Source organism: Methylobacterium sp. Leaf91 (assembly GCF_001422815.1).
Lineage (GTDB): Bacteria > Pseudomonadota > Alphaproteobacteria > Rhizobiales > Beijerinckiaceae > Methylobacterium.
This window is the reverse complement of record NZ_LMMP01000052.1, coordinates 7,501-25,777: the sequence shown is the minus strand read 5'-3', so window position 1 is coordinate 25,777 and position 18,277 is coordinate 7,501. Positions and strand designations below refer to the sequence as shown.

Below are 18,277 nucleotides of genomic sequence, written 5' to 3'. Positions count from 1 at the left end.
CTCGAACCGACCGTCAGATTGGGAATTCGAGCCCGTGACCCGTTCAATACTCGTTCCCGCATCGGTCCATTCATGGGCGCATGAGGGGGCGAGGACGGGCGATGCGGTTCATCTGACGTTCAACGGTGCACATGACACAGCGACGCCGAATGGCGGCTCCGCCCCTCCGGCCCGCTGTCTCGCTCTTGCTGCTTACGGGTTCCGCGAGGTCGGCGCCCGGTACATAGAAGGATTCACGCCGTGTCGGTGAAGGTTGCCATCAACGGGTTCGGACGCATCGGCCGCAACATCCTGCGCGCCATCCACGAGGCCGGCCGCAAGGATATCGAAGTCGTCGCGATCAACGATCTCGGCCCCGTCGAGACCAATGCCCACCTGCTGCGCTTCGACTCCATCCACGGCCGTTTCAACGCCAAGGTCGAAGTGGATGGCGAGTTCATCGTCGTCGACGGTCAGCGCATCAAGGTCACGGCCGTGCGCAACCCGGCCGAGCTGCCGCACCGCGAGCTCGGCGTCGACATCGCGCTGGAATGCACCGGCATCTTCACCTCGAAGGACAAGGCCAAGGCCCATCTCGATGCCGGCGCCAAGCGCGTCATCGTCTCGGCCCCCGCCGACGGTGCCGACCTGACCGTGGTCTACGGCGTCAACCACGACAAGCTGACAGCCGACCACCTCGTCATCTCGAACGCCTCCTGCACCACCAACTGCCTCGTGCCGGTGGCGAAGGTGCTCAACGATCTCGTCGGGATCGAGCGCGGCTTCATGACGACGATCCATTCCTACACCAACGATCAGCCCTCCCTCGACCAGATGCACAAGGACCTGTACCGGGCCCGTGCCGCCGCGCTGTCGATGATCCCGACTTCCACGGGGGCCGCCAAGGCCGTCGGCCTCGTCCTGCCGGAGCTGAAGGGCAAGCTCGACGGAACCTCGATCCGCGTGCCGACCCCCAACGTTTCGGCGGTCGACCTCGTGTTCACCGCCAAGCGCCAGACCTCCGTCGAGGAGATCAACAACGCGATCCGCGCCGCAGCCGATGGTCCGTTGAAGGGCGTGCTGGCCTATACCGACCAGCCCAACGTCTCCATCGACTTCAACCACGATCCTCACTCGTCCACGTTCCACCTCGACCAGACCAAGGTGATGGACGGCACGTTCGTGCGTATCCTGTCCTGGTACGACAACGAGTGGGGCTTCTCGAACCGCATGGCCGACACGGCCGTGGCGATGGGCAAGCTGCTCTGAGAGCGGCGCTCCGGGGCGGCCTTCGGGCCGCCCGACAAGCCTCGCCAACGATATCCTGTGATCGACCAGCAACGGTGCGTCTGAAATGACCGAGCCTTCGCCGACCCCGTCCACCGGAAACACCTTCATCCCGGGCGCCAAGCCGCCCGAGAATAATCCGCCCCCGTCGACGGCTGTCGTGCCCGAGACCCAGGCCATCGCCAACCAGAAGGCGACGCCGCCCGCCATCGTCGGCAACGCCGAGCCTGTGTCCTCCTCGCCCGGCAGCGATCAACTCGCGCGGATCGAGGACAAGTGCGCGCGGATCGAAGACAAGTATGCCCGCTCGGAGGCTCTGCTCTCCCGCGTGGAGGAGAAGATCGAAGGTGCGACCACTCGCATGAGCGAGGCGGCGCGCCAATCCGATTTGGCCGCCCTGCGAAGCGAAGTCCGCGCCGTCGCCGACAGGACCCGCCGGCTGCCCGGTTCCGGCGCGCTGGTGCTGACTGCGGTCATCACGGCCGTGCTCACCGTGGCGTTGACCATCGCCGCACAGCGCTTCCATCTCGACGGGCTTCTCCCTCCGCGCTGATAGTTTCCTCAACGACATTGAAGGCCAGGATGACCGCTTTCCGCACCCTCGACGATGCCGGCTCTCTTCAGGGCAAGCGCGTACTGCTCCGCGTCGACCTGAACGTGCCGATGGAGGGGGAGCGCGTCACCGACGCGACCCGCATCGAAAGGATCGTCCCGACGATCCGGGAGATCGCCGATGGCAGCGGGCGCGTGGTGCTCCTGGCGCATTTCGGTCGCCCGAAGGGTAAGCCGGTCGAGCGTGATTCGCTCAGGCAGGTGGTCTCCGCGCTATCCCAGCATCTCGGCCGCCCGGTCGCCTTTGCGGAGGATTGCATCGGGGAGACGGCGTCGTCGGCCGTGTCGGCACTGAAGGATGGCGACGTCCTCCTCCTGGAGAACACCCGCTTCCACACCGGCGAAGAGAAGAACGAGGCCGGTTTCGTGGCGGCGCTCGCCGCCAACGGCGACGTCTTCGTCAACGAGGCCTTCTCGGCCGCGCATCGCGCCCATGCCTCGACCGAGGGCCTCGCCCATGTACTGCCGGCCTATGCCGGCCGGCTGATGCAGGCGGAGCTCGACGCTCTGACCAAGGGGCTCGAGTCGCCGACACGGCCGGTCATCGCTCTGGTCGGCGGCGCCAAGGTGTCGTCGAAGATCGATCTCCTGCAGAACCTCGTCGCCAAGGTGGACATGCTCGTCATCGGCGGCGGCATGGCCAACACCTTCCTGCACGCCCAAGGGAAAGCCGTCGGCAAGTCCTTGTGTGAAAAGGATCTCGCCGAGACGGCGCTCCGCATCCTTGACGCCGCTGCAGCCGCCAAGTGCCGCATCATCCTGCCCGTCGACGCGGTGGTCGCGACCGAGTTCAAGGCCAACGCGGCGCATGAGACCGTGGGTGTCGACGCCGTGTCGGAGACCGGCATGATCCTCGATGCCGGCCCGGCCTCGGTCGCCGAGATCGACGCCGCCATCGACGAGGCTGCGACCCTGGTCTGGAACGGCCCTCTCGGCGCCTTCGAACTGACGCCCTTCGACGCCGCGACGGTGGCGGCGGCGCGCCACGCGGCCGAGCGTACCAAGGCGGGCAAGCTCGTCTCGGTGGCGGGCGGCGGCGATACGGTGGCCGCCCTCAACCATGCCGGCGTCGCCGACGATTTCTCCTACGTATCCACCGCCGGTGGCGCGTTCCTCGAATGGCTGGAAGGCAAGGTCCTGCCCGGCGTCGAGGCCCTGCGCGTCAAGGGGTGATCGGTTCCATCTCAGGTCCCATCACCTCGCGCTGAGGCGTCCGCGGCATCGGGCCTCGAAGGAGGGCTCCGGCATCCGCCGGGCGAACCAGAGGGTTCCTTCGAGGCCTGCGCTCCGCTTCGGCACCTGAGGATGAGGTGTTTGGGTGGGATTTTGGGATGACGACACAGCGTTCTGTCGCCGAAGGCTTCGGGATGGAGTTGCGACGGACCCGGTAAGGTTCGACAAGGCAGGCATATTTCAGTGGATGGCGGCCCATCGCGTGGGCCCCATCGTTTGAGGAGACACCAATGGCACGCATCACCCTGAGGCAGCTCCTGGATCACGCCGCCGAATACGAATACGGCGTGCCGGCTTTCAACCTGAACAACATGGAGCAGGGCCTCGCCATCATGGCAGCGGCGGATGCCACCGATTCGCCGGTGATCCTGCAGGCGAGCAGGGGCGCGCGCGCCTATGCCAACGACGTGGTTCTCGCCAAGCTCATCGACGGCCTCGTGGAGATCTATCCCCACATCCCCGTCTGCATGCATCTCGACCACGGCAACAACGAAGCCACCTGCGCCACCGCCATCCAGTACGGCTTCACCTCGGTGATGATGGACGGCTCCCTGAAGGCCGACGGCAAGACCCCCGCCGACTACGCCTACAATGTCGAGATCACCGGCAACGTCACCCGCATGGCCCATTGGGCCGGCGTCTCGGTGGAGGGCGAGCTCGGCGTGCTAGGTTCGCTGGAGAGCGGCCAGGGCGAGGCCGAGGACGGCCACGGCGCCGAGGGCGTGCTGAGCCACGACCAGCTCCTCACCGACCCGGAAGAGGCGGTGAAGTTCGTCACCGCCACCAAGGTCGACGCGCTCGCCGTCGCCATGGGCACGAGCCACGGTGCCTATAAGTTCACCCGCCAGCCCGATGGCGACGTGCTGGCCATGAACGTGATTGAGGAGATCCACCGCCGCCTGCCGACGACCCACCTCGTCATGCACGGCTCCTCCTCGGTGCCGCAGGACCTGCAGGACATCATCAATTCCTACGGCGGCCAGATGAAGCCGACCTGGGGCGTGCCGGTGGCCGAGATCCAGCGCGGCATCAAGCACGGCGTGCGCAAGATCAACATCGACACCGATAACCGCATGGCCATGACCGGTCAGATCCGGAAGGTGCTCACCGAGAACCCGGCCGAGTTCGACCCGCGCAAGTATCTGAAGCCCGCCATGGACGCGATGACGAAGCTCTGCCGCCAGCGTTTCGAGGAGTTCGGCACCGCCGGCCAGGGCTCGAAGATCCGCCCGATCTCGGTTTCCGAGATGGCCAAGCGTTATGCCAACGGCTCGCTCGACCCGAAGATCGGCGCCGCCTGAGTCCCTGTTTCATGCTTTCGGATCGCATCCGGAACCATGCCGTGACGCGGTGATCTCGCATCGCCTGTCCCCGAGACGCGGAGCCCGCGTCTCGGGATGATGCTGTTAGGACGAGAAGAATGGCCGAACCCCGCACCCGCCTCGCCCTGCTGTCTCCCCATCGGGTGGATACCGACCGGGCCGATGCCCTCGCCGAAGCGCTGACCGCCGCCTGTGCGGCCGGAGACGTGGCGGCGGTGCTCCTGCGGCTCGCCCCGGCCGACGAGCGCAGCCTCGTGAACCTCGTCAAGCGGCTCGCTCCGGCGGCGCAGTCGACTGGCGCCGCCCTGGTCATCACGGTCTCCGACTTCGCCGGCGATGTCGTCAGCGTGGCCGCGCGGGGCGGGGCGGACGGCGTTCACCTCGACAAGGCGCGGGATGGTGCCCTGCAGGATCTGCGCGAACGCCTCAGCGACGGTCGCATCCTCGGGGCCGGCGGGCATGAGCAGAAGCATGCGGCCATGGAGGCTGGCGAGGCCGGTGTCGATTACGTGATGTTCGGGGGGATCTACTCGGACGGGATCGCGCCCGATGCCGATACCGTGCGTGAGCGCGCGCAATGGTGGGTCGAGATCTTCGAGACACCGTGCATCGCCGTTGCCCATGACCTCGCACAGGTGGAGGGGCTGCTGGCGACGGGAGCGGAATTCCTCGGGCTCGAGAGCCATCTGTGGATGGGAGAAGGGGCCGATATCCGCGCCATCCAGGCACAGGTCGCAGCTTCGGAGGCTGATACGTGAGGGCGCTTCGCAAGCTCGCCCTCGCTCTCGCCCTGGCCGAGGCTTGGTCGTCCGCCGCCTCGGCAGAAGCGCCGAAGGTGATGCCGACCGATCCGGCCGTGCCGCAATCCCTGACATCTCGTCCCAAGGAAACTCTGAAGGGGCAGTTGCGGGACCTCCCGACCCCGTATTCCATCGGCGCGGCTGGCGCCGTGCCACCCCGCTCGAAGACGGAGCCGGATATCGCGTTCGGCGCTTACCAGCGCGGGCAATATACCACCGCCTTCCGCGAGGCGACGAAGCGGATCGCCGCCGACAATAAGGACGCCGCGGCGATGACGCTGCTCGGCGAACTCTACAACCAGGGCCTTGGGGTCAAGCAGGACCCGGTGAAGGCGGCGGAATGGTATCGCCTCGCCGCCAATCAGGGCGACACCCACGCCATGGCCTCTCTCGGCCTGATGTCGATCGATGGCCGTGGCGGCACGAAAGATCCGAAAGCCGGGCGACGCTGGCTCGAACAGGCCTCCCTCAAGGGCGACACCACGGCCGCCTACAACCTCGCCCTGATCCTGATCGGGACGGGAACCGAGCCGGACGAGGCCAAGGCCGCCGACTTGTTCCGAAAGGCGGCCGAGGGCGAGATCGGCCCTGCCCAGCACGATCTCGGTGTGCTCTACCTCCAGGGGAGGGGGGTGCCAAAGGATCCCAAACAGGCGGCCGAGTGGTTCCGACGCGCGGCCGATAACGGCGATCTCGCCGGCGAGGTCGAGTTCGCGATCCTGCTGTTCAACGGCATCGGCGTCGAGAAGGACGAGGCCCGCGCGGCCCGCTACTTCCTCCACGCCGCGTCGCGCGGCAACGCCATCGCGCAGAATCGCGTGGCCATCCTCTATGCCCTGGGACGGGGTATCCAGAAGAACCCTGTCGAGGCGGCTGCCTGGAATCTCGCCGCCGCAGCCCAGGGGCGCTCCGACCCGAAGCTGGACGAGACCCTTGCCGGCCTCACCGCCGAAGAGCGAAGCCGGGCCGAGCGACTGGCTGAGGCGCGGATGAAGGTGGAGTAAGCCCGCACAACGCGGGCAAGTGGCAATTCGGCATCCATGGGAGCCTGCGCGCGTTTCTCCTCTGCCCCGCATCGGCCAGGGGTGAGACGCGCCGCAAACATGCTATGGCCGCGCAAGACCGTTCTTTGAATCGACCCGGACCTTTGCATCGATGATCAGCTCACCCCTCATGACCGTCATGGTCGACGCCGTCCGCAAGGCCGCCCGCGGCCTCAAGCGCGACTATGGCGAGATCGAGAACCTCCAGGTTTCGCGCAAGGGCCCCGGCAACTTCGTCTCCGCCGCCGACCGCAAGGCTGAAGAGGTGCTGCGCGATGCCCTGATGAAGGCGCGTCCCGGCTATGGCCTGATTCTCGAGGAATCGGGAAACATCGAAGGGCAGGACAAGAGCCACACCTGGCATGTCGACCCGCTCGATGGCACCACCAACTTCCTCCACGGCATCCCCCATTTCGCGATCTCGGTGGGTCTCGAACGCGAGGGCCAGATCGTCGCCGGCGTCATCTACGATCCGGCCAAGGACGAGCTGTTCGTGGCCGAACGCGGGAAGGGCGCCTATCTCAACAACCGCCGCCTGCGCGTCTCCGGCCGGACGGACATGGCCGACGCCCTCGTGGCCTATGGTTCGCCTTATCTCGGACGCGGCGACCACCCGAAGCTCCTGCGCGAGGTCGCGGCCGTGATGGCGGTGACCGGCGGCGCCCGCCGCTTCGGCTCGGCTGCTCTCGATCTCGCCTACGTCGCCTGCGGTCGCTCGGACCTTTACTGGGAGCGTGACCTGCAGACCTGGGACATCGCGGCCGGCATCATCCTGGTGCGCGAGGCCGGTGGCTTCGTCACCAGCGCGGATGGCGGCGCAGAGCCTCTTGCCGCCCGCTCGGTGGCCGCCGGCAACGAGAGCCTGCACGGCGACCTCGTGAAGATCCTGCGTCGCGCCAACGCGTGAAGGTGCGAAGCCGGGCCTTGGTCATGTGCTCGGGCGCCGGGCTCCGTGTCTGACTGTCAGGATGACGACCGCGTCCGCGCGCTCGTCGACCGTGTAGTAGATAAGATCGGGCAAGCGAGGCACTGCGAACCGGCGCACGCGCTTCGGCAGACGCCGCCTCACCTCCGGATAGCGGCCGACGAGGTCGAACGCATCTTCGATGGCCCTACCGACGCTTCGCGCGGCAGCGGGATGCCGTTCATGGATATAATCCGCGATCTCTCGCAGCCTCCGCGTGGCCGTTGCGGAGACGAGGAGCTTCACCGTTCGAAGCTCCGAAAAGCCGCTGAGACTTCTTCGGCCGAGGCGTATTCACCGCGGCCGACCTCCGCCATGGCGTCCAGCACGTCTTGGAGATGGTCCGGGTCGATATCGTCCGCGCCGCCGATCTCCGTCATGCTGATGATGGCCTGTGCAATCGTGTCCTGATCTGCAGGCGGCATCCGCCGGACTGCTTCGACCGCCTTCTCCAGTAAATCCGTCATGTTTCACCTCGCTGGCGCATCATAGTCAGTTCCAACTGTCCACGAGAAGGGGGCGAGGGCCGGGAACACTGACCGCGATGGCGCCATGCGGCGCCGGGATCGGCGACCGGACGGGTATGCCCCTCTGGTCCCGGGGCACCGCATCTGATCTAAGCCGCGACAGAATTTGCTGAAGAGAGCCACCCGAATGGAAGCCCGCCGCCACTCCGCGCTGAAGGATTCGATCCGCTCGATCCCGGATTACCCGAAGCCCGGCATCGTCTTTCGCGACATCACCACGCTGCTGAGCGACCCGCGTGCATTCCGCCGGGCCGTGGATTCGCTCGTCCACCCTTTCGCGGGCGGGCGGATCGATCAGGTGGCGGGAATCGAGGCGCGGGGCTTCATCCTCGGCGGCGCGGTGGCGCATCAGCTCTCATCGGGCTTCGTGCCGATCCGCAAGAAGGGCAAGCTGCCCCACAAGACCGTCTCCATCGCCTACGCCCTGGAATACGGCACCGACGAGATGGAAATCCACGTGGACGCCATCAAGCCGGGCGACAAGGTGCTGCTGGTCGACGACCTCATCGCCACCGGCGGTACGGCCTGCGCGGCGGTGAACCTGCTGCGCCAGATCGGCGCCGAGGTGGTGGCTGCCTGCTTCGTCATCGACCTACCCGAGATCGGCGGAGCGCAAAAGCTGCGCGACCTCGACGTTCCGGTGCGGACGCTGATGGAATTCGACGGGCATTGAATGCGCGACGCTTCCTTCTCTTCTGTGCGGGAGAAGGTGGCCCGCGCCGGCGGGTCGGATCAGGGAAGTGCCATCTTCGGAAGAAGTCTTCCCCTCTCCTGCCTGCTTCGCAGGCACCCTCTCCCGCAAAGGGGAGAGGGGCTCTCGCACTAAGCCGCGAGGCTCTCGAACAACCCGCGCCCGTCGACCCCGCCGATGAGACCTTCGACGAAGTTCTCCGGGTGGGGCATCATCCCGAGCACGTTGAGCTTTTCGCTGTAGATGCCGGCGATGGAGTTCAGCGAGCCATTGCGGTTGGCATCCACGGTCAGCTCGCCAGCCGCATCGGCATAACGGAAGGCCACGCGGCCTTCGCCTTCGAGCCGGGAGATGGTCTCGGGATCCGCGAAGTAATTACCCTCGCCATGCGCCACGCAGACGTCGATCACCTGTCCCTTGGCATAGGCCGAGGTGAAGCGGGTATCGGCGCGCTCCACCCGCAGCATCTGGCGATGGCAGATGAAGCGCCGGTCGACGTTGCGCATGAGCACGCCGGGCAGCAGGCCCGATTCGCACAAGATCTGGAAGCCGTTGCAGATGCCGAGCACCAGCCCGCCGCGCGCGGCATGGTCACGAACGGCGTCCATGGCGGCTGCGCGGCCAGCAATGGCGCCACAGCGGAGATAGTCGCCGTAAGAGAAGCCGCCGGGCAGGACCGCGAGATCGGTTCCGGCGGGAAGCGCCGTATCGGTGTGCCAGACCTTGACCACCTCCGCGCCGGCGAGGCGCAGGGCGCGGGCGACGTCACCGTCGCGGTTGGAGCCGGGAAAGACGACGATCGCGGCGCGCATCAGACGATCTCGATCTCGTAATTCTCGACGACCGTGTTCGCCAGCAGCTTTTCGCAGGCGCTCTTCAGAATCGCTTCGGCGCTGGCAGGATCGGTGTCGGCGATCTCGACATCGAACACCTTGCCCTGGCGGACACCTTCGATCCCTGAAATGCCGAAGGACGAGAGCGCGGCTTCGATCGCCTTGCCCTGAGGGTCGAGCACGCCGGTCTTCAGGGTGACGATGATGCGGGCTTTCATGGGTTCGGACTCGATGCTGTGGCTCGGCCCGTCAGGCGATAGTCGGGAAATGCCGACCATGCAACGCGGCGGGGCCATCGTAGCGGTGGTGCGCAGTCCAGCCCGAGACGCAGAGCGGACCCGAGTTCGAGATACGACGCGTATCGCCCGATCAGCGGCGTGCTGCGGGCGCGGCGTTGCGAATCGGTTCGATGCTCACCGCCCGGCGCCAGAGCTGCAGCATGATCCAGGCGGCGATCGAACTGAACAGGACCATCAGCACATGGCCAACGGTGTCGCCGAGATCGAACAGACCGGCCAATGCCCAACCGGCAGCGATAGCCACTGCGAAAACTTCGGTGCCCACCAGCACCATCATGCTGACGATCGTGATCAGGTTGCGCGTGTTCACGGGGATACGTCTCCGTCGGCCCCGGTGCAGCGATTGCGGCGGGAGACCGGTGCTTTACAGCGCCGGTCCGGTTCCACGCAACATCACGCCACCGAGCCCGTCGTCGGGGTTGGATCAGCGCGGCGCGCGCTTGGCCAGGATGCGCTGCAGCGTGCGACGATGCATGTTGAGCCGGCGGGCAGTCTCGGAGACGTTTCGGCCGCACAACTCGTAGACGCGCTGGATATGCTCCCAGCGCACGCGATCGGCCGACATCGGGTTTTCCGGCGGGTCGGCCCGCTCGCCCGGCTGGGCCATCAGCGTACCATGGATTTCATCCGCATCGGCCGGCTTGGCGAGATAGTCGAACGCGCCGAGTTTCACCGCCGTTACGGCGGTGGCGATGTTGCCGTAGCCGGTCAGGATGACGCCCCGCGCTTCGGGGCGCTTCTCCTTCAGCCGCGCGATCACGTCGAGGCCGTTGCCGTCGCCGAGCCGCATGTCGATGACCGCGAATGCGGGTGCGCGGTTCTCGACGAGTGAGACGCCTTCGGCGACGCTTTCGGCCACCTGCACGTCGTAGCCCCGCGCTTCCATAGCCCGCGCCAGGCGGGTCGAGAACGGCCGATCGTCATCCACGATCAGCAGCGAACGGTCGGAAAAAGCCGCCAGCGGATCGGATTCCGAAGTCTGCAGCACATCGGCGGCAGGCGCCGGACTTCCACTCTGCGTCAGCATCTGACGCTCCTCCATTTTCCAAGATCGAATTGTTAGCAACTTATATAGGGGCCGTACTGCGTTCCGTCAGGGGCACCTGAGCGCTCATTTCGGTACCGCGCCTCGGAATCGTGTCACGCTCGAAGATGTGGCGCGCCCAGGATACGCGGACTACGGCTCCGGTTGCTTGGTGCCCGGATACGTTTGAGAGCGTAAGCTGTGCGCCGGAGCGTTCGATCAGTGTCTTTGCAATGAACAATCCAAGGCCGAGGCCGGCGCCGACGCTGTTCCCGCCACGCGTTTTGTCGGGGCTGCGGGTGGTGACATAGGGCTCGCCCGCCCTCAGCAGGATCTCGCTCGAGAAGCCCGGGCCGTCGTCGCTGATCTCCAGGGAGACCCTGTCGAGGGTCCAGCGCGCTTCGATGACGACGCGGCTGGTGGCGAAGTCCACGGCGTTGTCGACGATGTTGGCGAGCCCGAACAGGACCCCCGGATTACGCCGGCAGGCAGGTTCGACCCCGTCGCCCCGGCTGGTGACGTCGAGCGCGATGCCCATGGCGCGCTGGGGCGCCACCAGTTCCTCCACGAGATGGCTCAGCGTGACGGTCTGGAGGATGCCGGCTTCGTCGCCATCGAGGGATGTCAGTTTCGACAGGATACCGCGGCAGCGGTCCACCTGATCGCGCAGGAGGTTGAGGTCGTCCTTCACTGCGGGGGACGCCGTGGGGGCGAGCTGGCGCGTGAGTTCCTTGGTGACGAGCATGATCGTGCCGAGTGGCGTGCCGAGTTCATGCGCGGCCGCTGCCGCCAACCCGTCGAGCTGCGACAGGTGCTGTTCCCGCGCCAGCACGAGTTCCGTGGCCGCGAGGGCCTGCGCGAGCTGCCGCGTCTCGTCGGCGACCTTCCAGGCATAGACGCCGGTGAAGGCGGTGCCGAGGAGGATCGCCGTCCAAACCCCCGAGACGTAGAGGAAGGGGAGTTCGAGCCGCCCGTCCGCGAACCACGGCAATGGCCGGTGGATCAGCGCCAGCATGGTGGCGAGACCCACTGCGAGAAGTCCGAGCGCCAGGGTCCGCTCCGGCGGAAGGGCCGTCGCCGAGATCAGGACCGGGGCGAGGAAGAGCAGCGAGAACGGGTTCTGCAAGCCGCCGGTGAGGAACAGGAGGGCGGCGAGCTGAATGATGTCGAAGGCGAGGAGCAGGGCCGCCGAATCGTCGCTCAGGCGGTAGCTCGCGGGAAACCGGATCCTCAGGGCGAGGTTCAGCCAGGACGACGCCGCGATGACGAGGAAGCACCAGCCGAAAGGCAGAGGCAGGCCGAGGCCGAACTGCGCCCCGACCACGGCCGCACTCTGCCCGGTGATCGCGAGCCAGCGCAGGCGCACGAAAGTGTCGAGACGGAGATGCCGGGCATCGCGAACGAAGCCGTTGGTGCTCATGTCGATCATGTCTGCTCAACGATAGTGCTCGGCTGGCGGGAATCCATGGCTCGCCCTCCGATTGCACCCGTCCCTGCGCAATCATGCCCCGCGCGGTCTCACCTCGCACACGCGTCGATCCGAACGTTTCCCGGCGCGCGGCGTTCTCTAGCGCGCCCGGTCGCGAGGGACGACGCGACGCGGGACGACGAGGAGGGGCGGATATGAGCTTGGCCTACACTTGGTATGAGTTCGGGCGGATGATGACGGCGCCGGCCCGTCTCACCGCGGACATGGTCAAGCACAGCCTGCAGAATCCCGCCAACCCGCTCGCCTACTCGCCCTACGCGAAGTCCATGGCCGCCGCTTGCGAGATGTTCGAGCGCGGAACCCGCCGTTATGCCAAGCCGGCCTTCGGCCTCACCGGAACCTGGATCGACGGCGCCAGCGTGCCGGTGAGCGAACGGGTGGTGTGGGAAAAGCCGTTCTGCCGGGTCCTGACCTTCGACCGCTCGTTCGCGCGCGGTCCCTCCGAGCCGCAGCCCAAGCTCCTGATCGTGGCACCGATGTCCGGGCACTACGCCACGCTCCTGCGCGGAACCGTGGAGGCGATGCTCCCCAACCATCAGGTCTTCATCACAGATTGGACGGATGCGCGCCTCGTGCCGATCACCAGCGGGCGGTTCGATCTCGACACGTATATCGACTACCTGAAGGAGATCTTCGTCGCTCTCGGGCCGGACCTTCACGTCATGGCCGTCTGTCAGCCGGCGGTGCCGGTGCTCGCTGCCGTGGCACTGATGGAGGCGCAGGGCATCACGCCGGTGCCGCGCTCAATGACCCTGATGGGCGGCCCCATCGATACCCGCCGGTCGCCCACCGCCGTCAATGGCCTGGCGCAGGAGCGCGGCACGGAATGGTTCGAGCGCAACTGCATCACCATCGTGCCGCTAACGTATCCGGGCGCCTTGCGGAGCGTCTATCCCGGCTTCTTCCAGCTCGGCGGCTTCATGGCGATGAACCTCGATCGCCACGTCAACGCCCATACCGAGATGTTCGACCATCTCGTGACCGGCGACGGCGATTCCGCCGAGAAACATCGAGAATTCTACGACGAGTATCTCGCGGTGATGGATCTCACGGCCGAGTTCTACCTGCAGACGGTCAAGACCGTCTTCGTGGACCACGCCCTGCCCAAGGGTGAGATGCTCCATCGCGGCGAGCGAGTGGACCTTGCTGCCATCCGGACCTGCGCGATCCTCGCCATTGAGGGCGAGAATGACGATATTTCCGGCGTCGGGCAGACCAAGGCCTCCCTCGACCTGACTCCGAACCTGCCGCCCGAGCGCAAGGCTTATCACCTGCAGGAACGCGTGGGGCATTACGGGGTGTTCAATGGCTCGCGCTATCGCACCATCATCGCGCCGAGGATCGCTTCCTTCATCCGCGACATGCAGGCCCTTCCGGCCATCGAAGAACGCCCGGCAGCGTGATGCGGGCGGGGCGCGCGAAAGTTCTGGACGTGAACCACGCACAGATGGCGGTGGCGGGAGGCTGCCGTTAAGCTGACCCGATGAGAGTCGCCCTGCTGCGCGGGTCCGATCCCGACCATATCGACATCCTCCACGAGGGCGTTAAGTTCCGTGTCGTCCTGCGCCGCCGCCCGACGGCGCGCAGGCTGACATTGCGCGTCTCGAGCGCCACCGGCGAGGTGGTGATGACCTTGCCGGCGCGGACCTCCTTGGCCGTGGCCCGCACTTTCGCGGTGAGCCATGGCGGCTGGATCGCCATGCGGCTCGCCAAGGTTCCGGATCGGGTGGCGTTCGAGGCGGGGGCCGAGCTTCCCTTGCGCGGCGTGCCTCATCGCATTCTCCATCGCAGCGAGCGCAGCGGGGTAACGCTCGTGACGGAGGCGGAGAACGGACCTGCGCTCTCCGTGGCGTGCGAAGCTCCTCACCTGCCGCGCCGTGTCAGGGATTTTCTCGAACGGGAGGTGCGCAAGGATCTAGCGCGGTCGGTCTCCCACTATACCGAAAAGCTCGGGCAGGGGCCGAAACGGATCACCGTCCGCGACACCCGCTCGCGCTGGGGATCCTGCACCGCGCGCGGCGAGCTGAACTTCTCATGGCGCCTGATCCTGGCGCCACCCCTGGTGCTCGATTACCTCGTGGCGCACGAGATGGCCCACCTGCGCGAGATGAACCATTCCTCACGCTTCTGGTCCCTGGTGGGATCCCTGTGCCCACATGTGGAAGAGGCCGAGCGCTGGCTCAAGCGCAACGGCGCCAGCCTCCATCGCTACGGCTGAGGCGCAACTCAGTTCGAAGCAGCTCCGCATCCGCACGCCAACGCCTCGCCTCGCCGAGGCCCTGGGGGTGTCGCAGGTTCTCTTGAGCAGACCAGGACTTGAGCAGACCAGGAAACGATCTTTGCGAGACCCTCGGGAGCGCTCTTCGCCGACGTGGATGCCGGTTCGGCGAAAAGGTGTTCGGTACAACAAAGGTCCCGCGATGTGTCCCGACCCAGCGTGATCGGGCGCCGCTCTACCCGCGAGCGCGCAAGATCCGGCGTCGCTCGACCTGCTCGACCGGCCAGGTCGGGCGGGCGTCGACATCGCCCGGTCGCATGGTGCGAGGGGCGACGCTGTCGCAGACCTCACGCTGGCGCAGGATCGTCGGGTTGCCGAACTCGTCGAGGCGGCGGACATATCCACCATCACGGCAGAAACCGGCGATCTCGGCCGAATTGCTGTTCACGCGGCCGCCCGGCATGCGCCGGATCGGCCGATGCTCGACCACGAGCGGACCGTCGCGGTTGAGGGACCGCTCGACATAGGTGGTCTCGTCCACCGGCAGCGACTGAGCCGCGGCGGAAGTAATGCCGGCGAAAGAGCCGCCGGCCAGACAGGCACTGGAAAGGATCAGGAACGCGGCGGTAGCAGGATATCGCATGGGCTCGGTCCGTTGGAACTGGTGGCTTTACCCTCGGAACTAGGGCGTGTTCCCGCGAAACGATAGTCCGTGTTCGTAAACTAGTGGTCACGCTTGACACAGAATAGCCGCGCATGGTCGGAACACCGCTGGTTTCATCCGGTGCCCCTGGCCAGAAGGGGTGAGGCGAGAGGGATCGGCGCGTGGGTTTTCGAGGAATGCTGAGGCGCGCAAGGCGGGTCGCCAAAGGGCGGGCGACCGATGCGGGGCGTCTCGCACGGATCGGCCTCTTTTGCCTGGCTGGATTGGCCGGTGCGATGCTGGCGGGGAGCGACCGCGCCGAGGCGCAGGGCATGGTCCGCAACACATTCGGTGATTGGCAGCTTCGCTGCGAGACGCCGGCGGGGGCGAAGGCCGAGCAATGCGCCCTGGTCCAATATCTGGCGGCTGAGGACAGGCCGAACCTGACCCTCGTCGTCATCGTCCTCAAGACAGCGGACAATCGCGGGTACCTGCTGCGCGTGGTGGCACCGCTCGGCGTGCTGCTGCCCTCGGGCCTCGGGCTGAAGATCGACAAGACCGATGTCGGGCGGGCCGGGTTCGTGCGCTGCCTCACCACTGGCTGCGTCGCCGAGGTGGTCATGGACGAGAACCTCATCAAGCAGTTCAGCGCCGGGGTGCAGGCCACGTTCATCGTGTTCCAGACCCCGGAGGAGGGGGTCGGCATCCCCCTTTCGATGAAGGGCTTCGGCGACGGGTTCACCAGCTTGAAATAGGTCTGTTCCGGCGCCCCGCGCCGGCAATTCAGCGGGATCTGAGGATGCGGACACGCGCGAAAACGGTAGGCATCGCCCTGATGGCGGTCCTCCTGCCCTGGTCAGCCAAGGCCGAGGACGGCAACTGGTTCACCAATATGCTGAAATACGGTGGGACCACAGTCCCGCCGTCGCAGCCGGCCGACCTCGGCGAGGTCTATTGCCCCACGGTCGATGTCGCGGAAAACGGTGCCGCTCTGCGCAGCTATGGCGGCCGGGCCGACGACAATGCGGGCCTGCGCAGCCAGATCACCTTGGGACGACTCGCCCGCGAATGCGTGCGGCTGGCCGATGGCTCAGTGAGCGTGAAGGTCGGTGTCGAGGGGCAGGTCCTCCTCGGACCGGCTGGCCGACCGGGGCGGTTCGAGGCCCCGGTCTATTTTACCATCAAGGCCGGGGACCAGATCATAGCGACCAGGGCGCGCAAGGTGTCGGTGTCGATCGGGCCGAATGAGGCGCAGGGGCTGTTCACGGTGATCGAGGAAAATCTCGTGGTCCCGCGCCCCTTGAGCGAGAGCTACGACATCGGCGTCTCACTTCACGGTGCGCCGGGCAAGGCCGCGGTAAAGCGCAAGCGCAAAGCCACGCCGGCTGCCGCCCAGGCCGAGACCAGTCCCGAAGCGGCGCAGTAGCTTTCGGCCACGAGCTTCAATCGATCGCGCATGGAAAAAGGGGCCACCGCTCGCGCGGGGCCCCTTTTTCATACCGTTCCGGTAGAGGCTTCTACTGAACCAGGCGTGGACCGCCCGACTGAACCTTCTCGTTCTCGGACATGATGCCGAGACGCTTGGCCACTTCCGTGTAAGCCTCGATCAGGCCGCCGAGATCCTTGCGGAACCGGTCCTTGTCGAGCTTGTCCTGGCTCTTGATGTCCCACAGCCGGCACGAATCCGGGGAGATCTCGTCGGCCACGACGATGCGCATCAGGTCGCCTTCCCAGAGGCGGCCGGTCTCGATCTTGAAGTCCACGAGGCGGATGCCGACGCCGAGGAAGAGGCCCGACAGGAAGTCGTTGACGCGGATGGCCAGGGCCATGATGTCGTCGATCTCCTGGGGCGTCGCCCAGCCGAATGCGGTGATGTGCTCTTCCGACACCATCGGGTCGTTGAGCGCGTCGTTCTTGTAGTAGAACTCGATGATCGAACGCGGCAGCTGCGTCCCTTCCTCGAGGCCGAGGCGGGTGGCGAGCGAGCCGGCGGCGACGTTGCGCACCACGACTTCGAGCGGAATGATCTCGACTTCGCGGATCAGCTGCTCGCGCATGTTGAGCCGGCGGATGAAGTGGGTCGGCACGCCGATATCGTTGAGGTGCTGGAAAACGAACTCGGAAATCCGGTTGTTCAGCACGCCCTTGCCGTCGATGACCTCGTGCTTCTGCGCGTTGAAGGCGGTGGCATCATCCTTGAAATGCTGGATGAGCGTTCCCGGCTCGGGTCCTTCGTACAGGACCTTCGCCTTGCCCTCGTAGATGCGACGGCGGCGGTTCATAGGCGTATACCGTGGTTTGAGGAAGTCCATGGCCGTGACTCCTTCGGACAGTCGATGTGCGGAATCCGCGGCGTGGCGGTCTCGATTGAGACCGGGCCGCGAGAACACATCGTTTGTCGAAAGCCTCGACGACCGTGGCGCAAACTACCCGAAGCGGGTTTGCAGTACAACGCGTCCGCCCGCAGCCCGGCCCTGCAGGGCGAGCCGGATGTGTATGGCGGTGGGCGACCACGCAGTCCCGCGAATCCCACGGCCGATGGATGAGCCAAACCCCTCAGGCGACGACGGTCTTGCTGGGATAGCGACAGAGGTCGGCGATGAGGCAGGTCGGGCATTCGGGGCGCCGCGCCTTGCAGACGTAACGTCCGAACAGGATCAGCCAATGATGCGCGTTCAGGCGGAACGGCTCCGGCACGATCGCTTCCAACCCTGCCTGGACCTTGTCGGTCGTCGGCGCGACGACGAGGGGAATGCGATTCGAGACCCGGAAGATGTGGGTGTCGACGGCGATGGTAGGCACTCCGAAGGCGACGTTCATCACCACGCTTGCGGTCTTGGTGCCGACACCCGGCAGGATTTCGAGATGCTCTCGCGAAGCCGGGACCTGCCCGTCATGCTGGTCCACCAGGATGCGGGACAGTGCGATGACGTTCTTCGCCTTGGTGTTGAACAGTCCGATCGTGCGGATGAACGCGCGAACGCGCTCTTCCCCCAATTCCAGCATCGCGGCCGGCGTGTCGGCAATGGCGAAGAGGGGTGCGGTGGCGAGGTTCACGCTTTTGTCCGTGGCCTGGGCCGACAGCACCACCGCGACCAGAAGCGTGAACGGGTTGAGATATTCCAGCTCTGCCCTCGGTTCCGGATTGGCGGCGCGCAGCCGCGCGAAAATCTCGGTGACTGTCGCGGCATCGACAGGGGAGGGGGCTGTCTCAACTTTCGCGATGAGCGGCTCGGTGATGGTCGCGGCGATCTTCTTCCTTGTCCGAGGAGCTCCCGGAGCGGGTGATGTCGTCGCGGTCGCGGACTTCTTT

At 66.2% G+C, this 18,277-nt stretch carries 22 protein-coding genes (1 of these 22 cut by a window edge); 12 read left to right on the top strand and 10 right to left on the bottom strand.

Annotated elements, in window-relative coordinates; all coding sequences use genetic code 11:
• Nucleotides 1–240: 240 nt before the first annotated feature.
• From gap to ASF32_RS23200, 7 genes are all read left to right on the top strand, one after another.
• On the top strand, nt 241–1,248 hold the full coding sequence (gene gap / locus ASF32_RS23230; protein ID WP_056434335.1) for a type I glyceraldehyde-3-phosphate dehydrogenase: 1,008 nt from the start codon (nt 241–243) through the stop codon (nt 1,246–1,248).
• A gap of 85 nt (nt 1,249–1,333) precedes the next feature.
• Entirely contained in the window at nt 1,334–1,819 is a 486-nt protein-coding gene (locus tag ASF32_RS23225; protein ID WP_056434333.1) for a hypothetical protein, read from the top strand.
• Nucleotides 1,820–1,848: 29 nt separating this feature from the next.
• Entirely contained in the window at nt 1,849–3,051 is a 1,203-nt protein-coding gene (locus ASF32_RS23220; protein ID WP_056434330.1) for a phosphoglycerate kinase, read from the top strand.
• Nucleotides 3,052–3,341: 290 nt separating this feature from the next.
• Entirely contained in the window at nt 3,342–4,412 is a 1,071-nt protein-coding gene (gene fba / locus ASF32_RS23215; protein WP_056434328.1) for a class II fructose-bisphosphate aldolase, read from the top strand.
• A gap of 119 nt (nt 4,413–4,531) precedes the next feature.
• Nucleotides 4,532–5,191 (top strand): thiamine phosphate synthase, encoded by a 660-nt coding sequence (locus ASF32_RS23210; RefSeq protein WP_056434326.1) that lies wholly within the window; start codon nt 4,532–4,534, stop codon nt 5,189–5,191.
• Complete coding sequence (locus ASF32_RS23205) at nt 5,188–6,237, top strand: tetratricopeptide repeat protein (protein WP_056434324.1); 1,050 nt, start codon at nt 5,188–5,190, stop codon at nt 6,235–6,237. Before ASF32_RS23210 ends, ASF32_RS23205 begins: the two co-directional genes overlap by 4 nt.
• A gap of 151 nt (nt 6,238–6,388) precedes the next feature.
• On the top strand, nt 6,389–7,183 hold the full coding sequence (locus tag ASF32_RS23200; protein ID WP_056434322.1) for an inositol monophosphatase family protein: 795 nt from the start codon (nt 6,389–6,391) through the stop codon (nt 7,181–7,183).
• Nucleotides 7,184–7,204: 21 nt separating this feature from the next.
• Here ASF32_RS23200 and ASF32_RS23195 read toward each other — a convergent pair whose 3' ends face one another.
• Both ASF32_RS23195 and ASF32_RS23190 read right to left on the bottom strand, forming a co-directional pair.
• Entirely contained in the window at nt 7,205–7,486 is a 282-nt protein-coding gene (locus ASF32_RS23195) for a type II toxin-antitoxin system RelE/ParE family toxin (RefSeq protein WP_056434320.1), read from the bottom strand.
• Nucleotides 7,483–7,707 (bottom strand): hypothetical protein, encoded by a 225-nt coding sequence (locus tag ASF32_RS23190; protein ID WP_056434318.1) that lies wholly within the window; start codon nt 7,705–7,707, stop codon nt 7,483–7,485. The genes ASF32_RS23195 and ASF32_RS23190 overlap by 4 nt, the downstream gene beginning before the upstream one ends.
• Nucleotides 7,708–7,894: 187 nt before the next feature.
• On the opposite strand from ASF32_RS23190, the gene ASF32_RS23185 reads away from it, so the two are divergent.
• Nucleotides 7,895–8,440, top strand: coding sequence for an adenine phosphoribosyltransferase (locus tag ASF32_RS23185; RefSeq protein WP_027170828.1), 546 nt, complete (start codon nt 7,895–7,897; stop codon nt 8,438–8,440).
• A 149-nt stretch (nt 8,441–8,589) separates the two neighbouring features.
• Here ASF32_RS23185 and purQ read toward each other — a convergent pair whose 3' ends face one another.
• The 5 genes from purQ to ASF32_RS23160 form a co-directional block, all read right to left on the bottom strand.
• A complete protein-coding gene (purQ, locus tag ASF32_RS23180) occupies nt 8,590–9,270 on the bottom strand; it encodes a phosphoribosylformylglycinamidine synthase subunit PurQ (RefSeq protein WP_056434317.1) in 681 nt (226 codons plus the stop codon).
• Nucleotides 9,270–9,509 (bottom strand): phosphoribosylformylglycinamidine synthase subunit PurS, encoded by a 240-nt coding sequence (purS, locus tag ASF32_RS23175; RefSeq protein WP_056434316.1) that lies wholly within the window; start codon nt 9,507–9,509, stop codon nt 9,270–9,272. Before purS ends, purQ begins: the two co-directional genes overlap by 1 nt.
• A 151-nt stretch (nt 9,510–9,660) precedes the next feature.
• On the bottom strand, nt 9,661–9,900 hold the full coding sequence (locus tag ASF32_RS23170) for a hypothetical protein (RefSeq protein ID WP_056434314.1): 240 nt from the start codon (nt 9,898–9,900) through the stop codon (nt 9,661–9,663).
• Between the two features lie 114 nt (nt 9,901–10,014).
• Nucleotides 10,015–10,617: an ActR/PrrA/RegA family redox response regulator transcription factor gene (locus ASF32_RS23165; RefSeq protein ID WP_056434713.1), complete on the bottom strand. Its 603-nt coding sequence runs from the start codon at nt 10,615–10,617 to the stop codon at nt 10,015–10,017.
• A 40-nt stretch (nt 10,618–10,657) separates the two neighbouring features.
• Nucleotides 10,658–12,043, bottom strand: coding sequence for an ActS/PrrB/RegB family redox-sensitive histidine kinase (locus ASF32_RS23160; protein ID WP_056434312.1), 1,386 nt, complete (start codon nt 12,041–12,043; stop codon nt 10,658–10,660).
• Nucleotides 12,044–12,237: 194 nt separating this feature from the next.
• Between ASF32_RS23160 and phaZ the strand changes: the two genes are divergently transcribed.
• Entirely contained in the window at nt 12,238–13,506 is a 1,269-nt protein-coding gene (gene phaZ, locus ASF32_RS23155; RefSeq protein WP_056434310.1) for a polyhydroxyalkanoate depolymerase, read from the top strand.
• A gap of 80 nt (nt 13,507–13,586) precedes the next feature.
• Nucleotides 13,587–14,321 (top strand): SprT family zinc-dependent metalloprotease, encoded by a 735-nt coding sequence (locus ASF32_RS23150; protein WP_056434307.1) that lies wholly within the window; start codon nt 13,587–13,589, stop codon nt 14,319–14,321.
• Between the two features lie 235 nt (nt 14,322–14,556).
• Here ASF32_RS23150 and ASF32_RS23145 read toward each other — a convergent pair whose 3' ends face one another.
• Nucleotides 14,557–14,964 carry a hypothetical protein gene (locus ASF32_RS23145; protein WP_056434305.1) on the bottom strand — a complete coding sequence of 136 codons (408 nt, stop codon included), beginning with the start codon at nt 14,962–14,964 and terminating at the stop codon, nt 14,557–14,559.
• Between the two features lie 296 nt (nt 14,965–15,260).
• On the opposite strand from ASF32_RS23145, the gene ASF32_RS23140 reads away from it, so the two are divergent.
• Nucleotides 15,261–15,719 (top strand): invasion associated locus B family protein, encoded by a 459-nt coding sequence (locus ASF32_RS23140; RefSeq protein ID WP_056434711.1) that lies wholly within the window; start codon nt 15,261–15,263, stop codon nt 15,717–15,719.
• Between the two features lie 44 nt (nt 15,720–15,763).
• Nucleotides 15,764–16,390, top strand: a complete 627-nt coding sequence (locus ASF32_RS23135; protein ID WP_056434304.1) for a hypothetical protein — start codon at nt 15,764–15,766, stop codon at nt 16,388–16,390.
• 91 nt (nt 16,391–16,481) lie between these two features.
• Here the strand turns inward: ASF32_RS23135 and purC are convergent, their stop codons facing one another.
• Nucleotides 16,482–17,276, bottom strand: coding sequence for a phosphoribosylaminoimidazolesuccinocarboxamide synthase (gene purC / locus ASF32_RS23130; protein WP_026175628.1), 795 nt, complete (start codon nt 17,274–17,276; stop codon nt 16,482–16,484).
• 244 nt (nt 17,277–17,520) lie between these two features.
• Nucleotides 17,521–18,277 carry the 3' portion of an endonuclease III gene (gene nth / locus ASF32_RS23125; RefSeq protein WP_082470545.1) on the bottom strand. The gene runs 26 nt beyond the window's last position, so the window shows 757 of its 783 coding nt (coding positions 27–783); its start codon lies off the right edge, out of view — the gene reads right to left on this strand; the stop codon is at nt 17,521–17,523.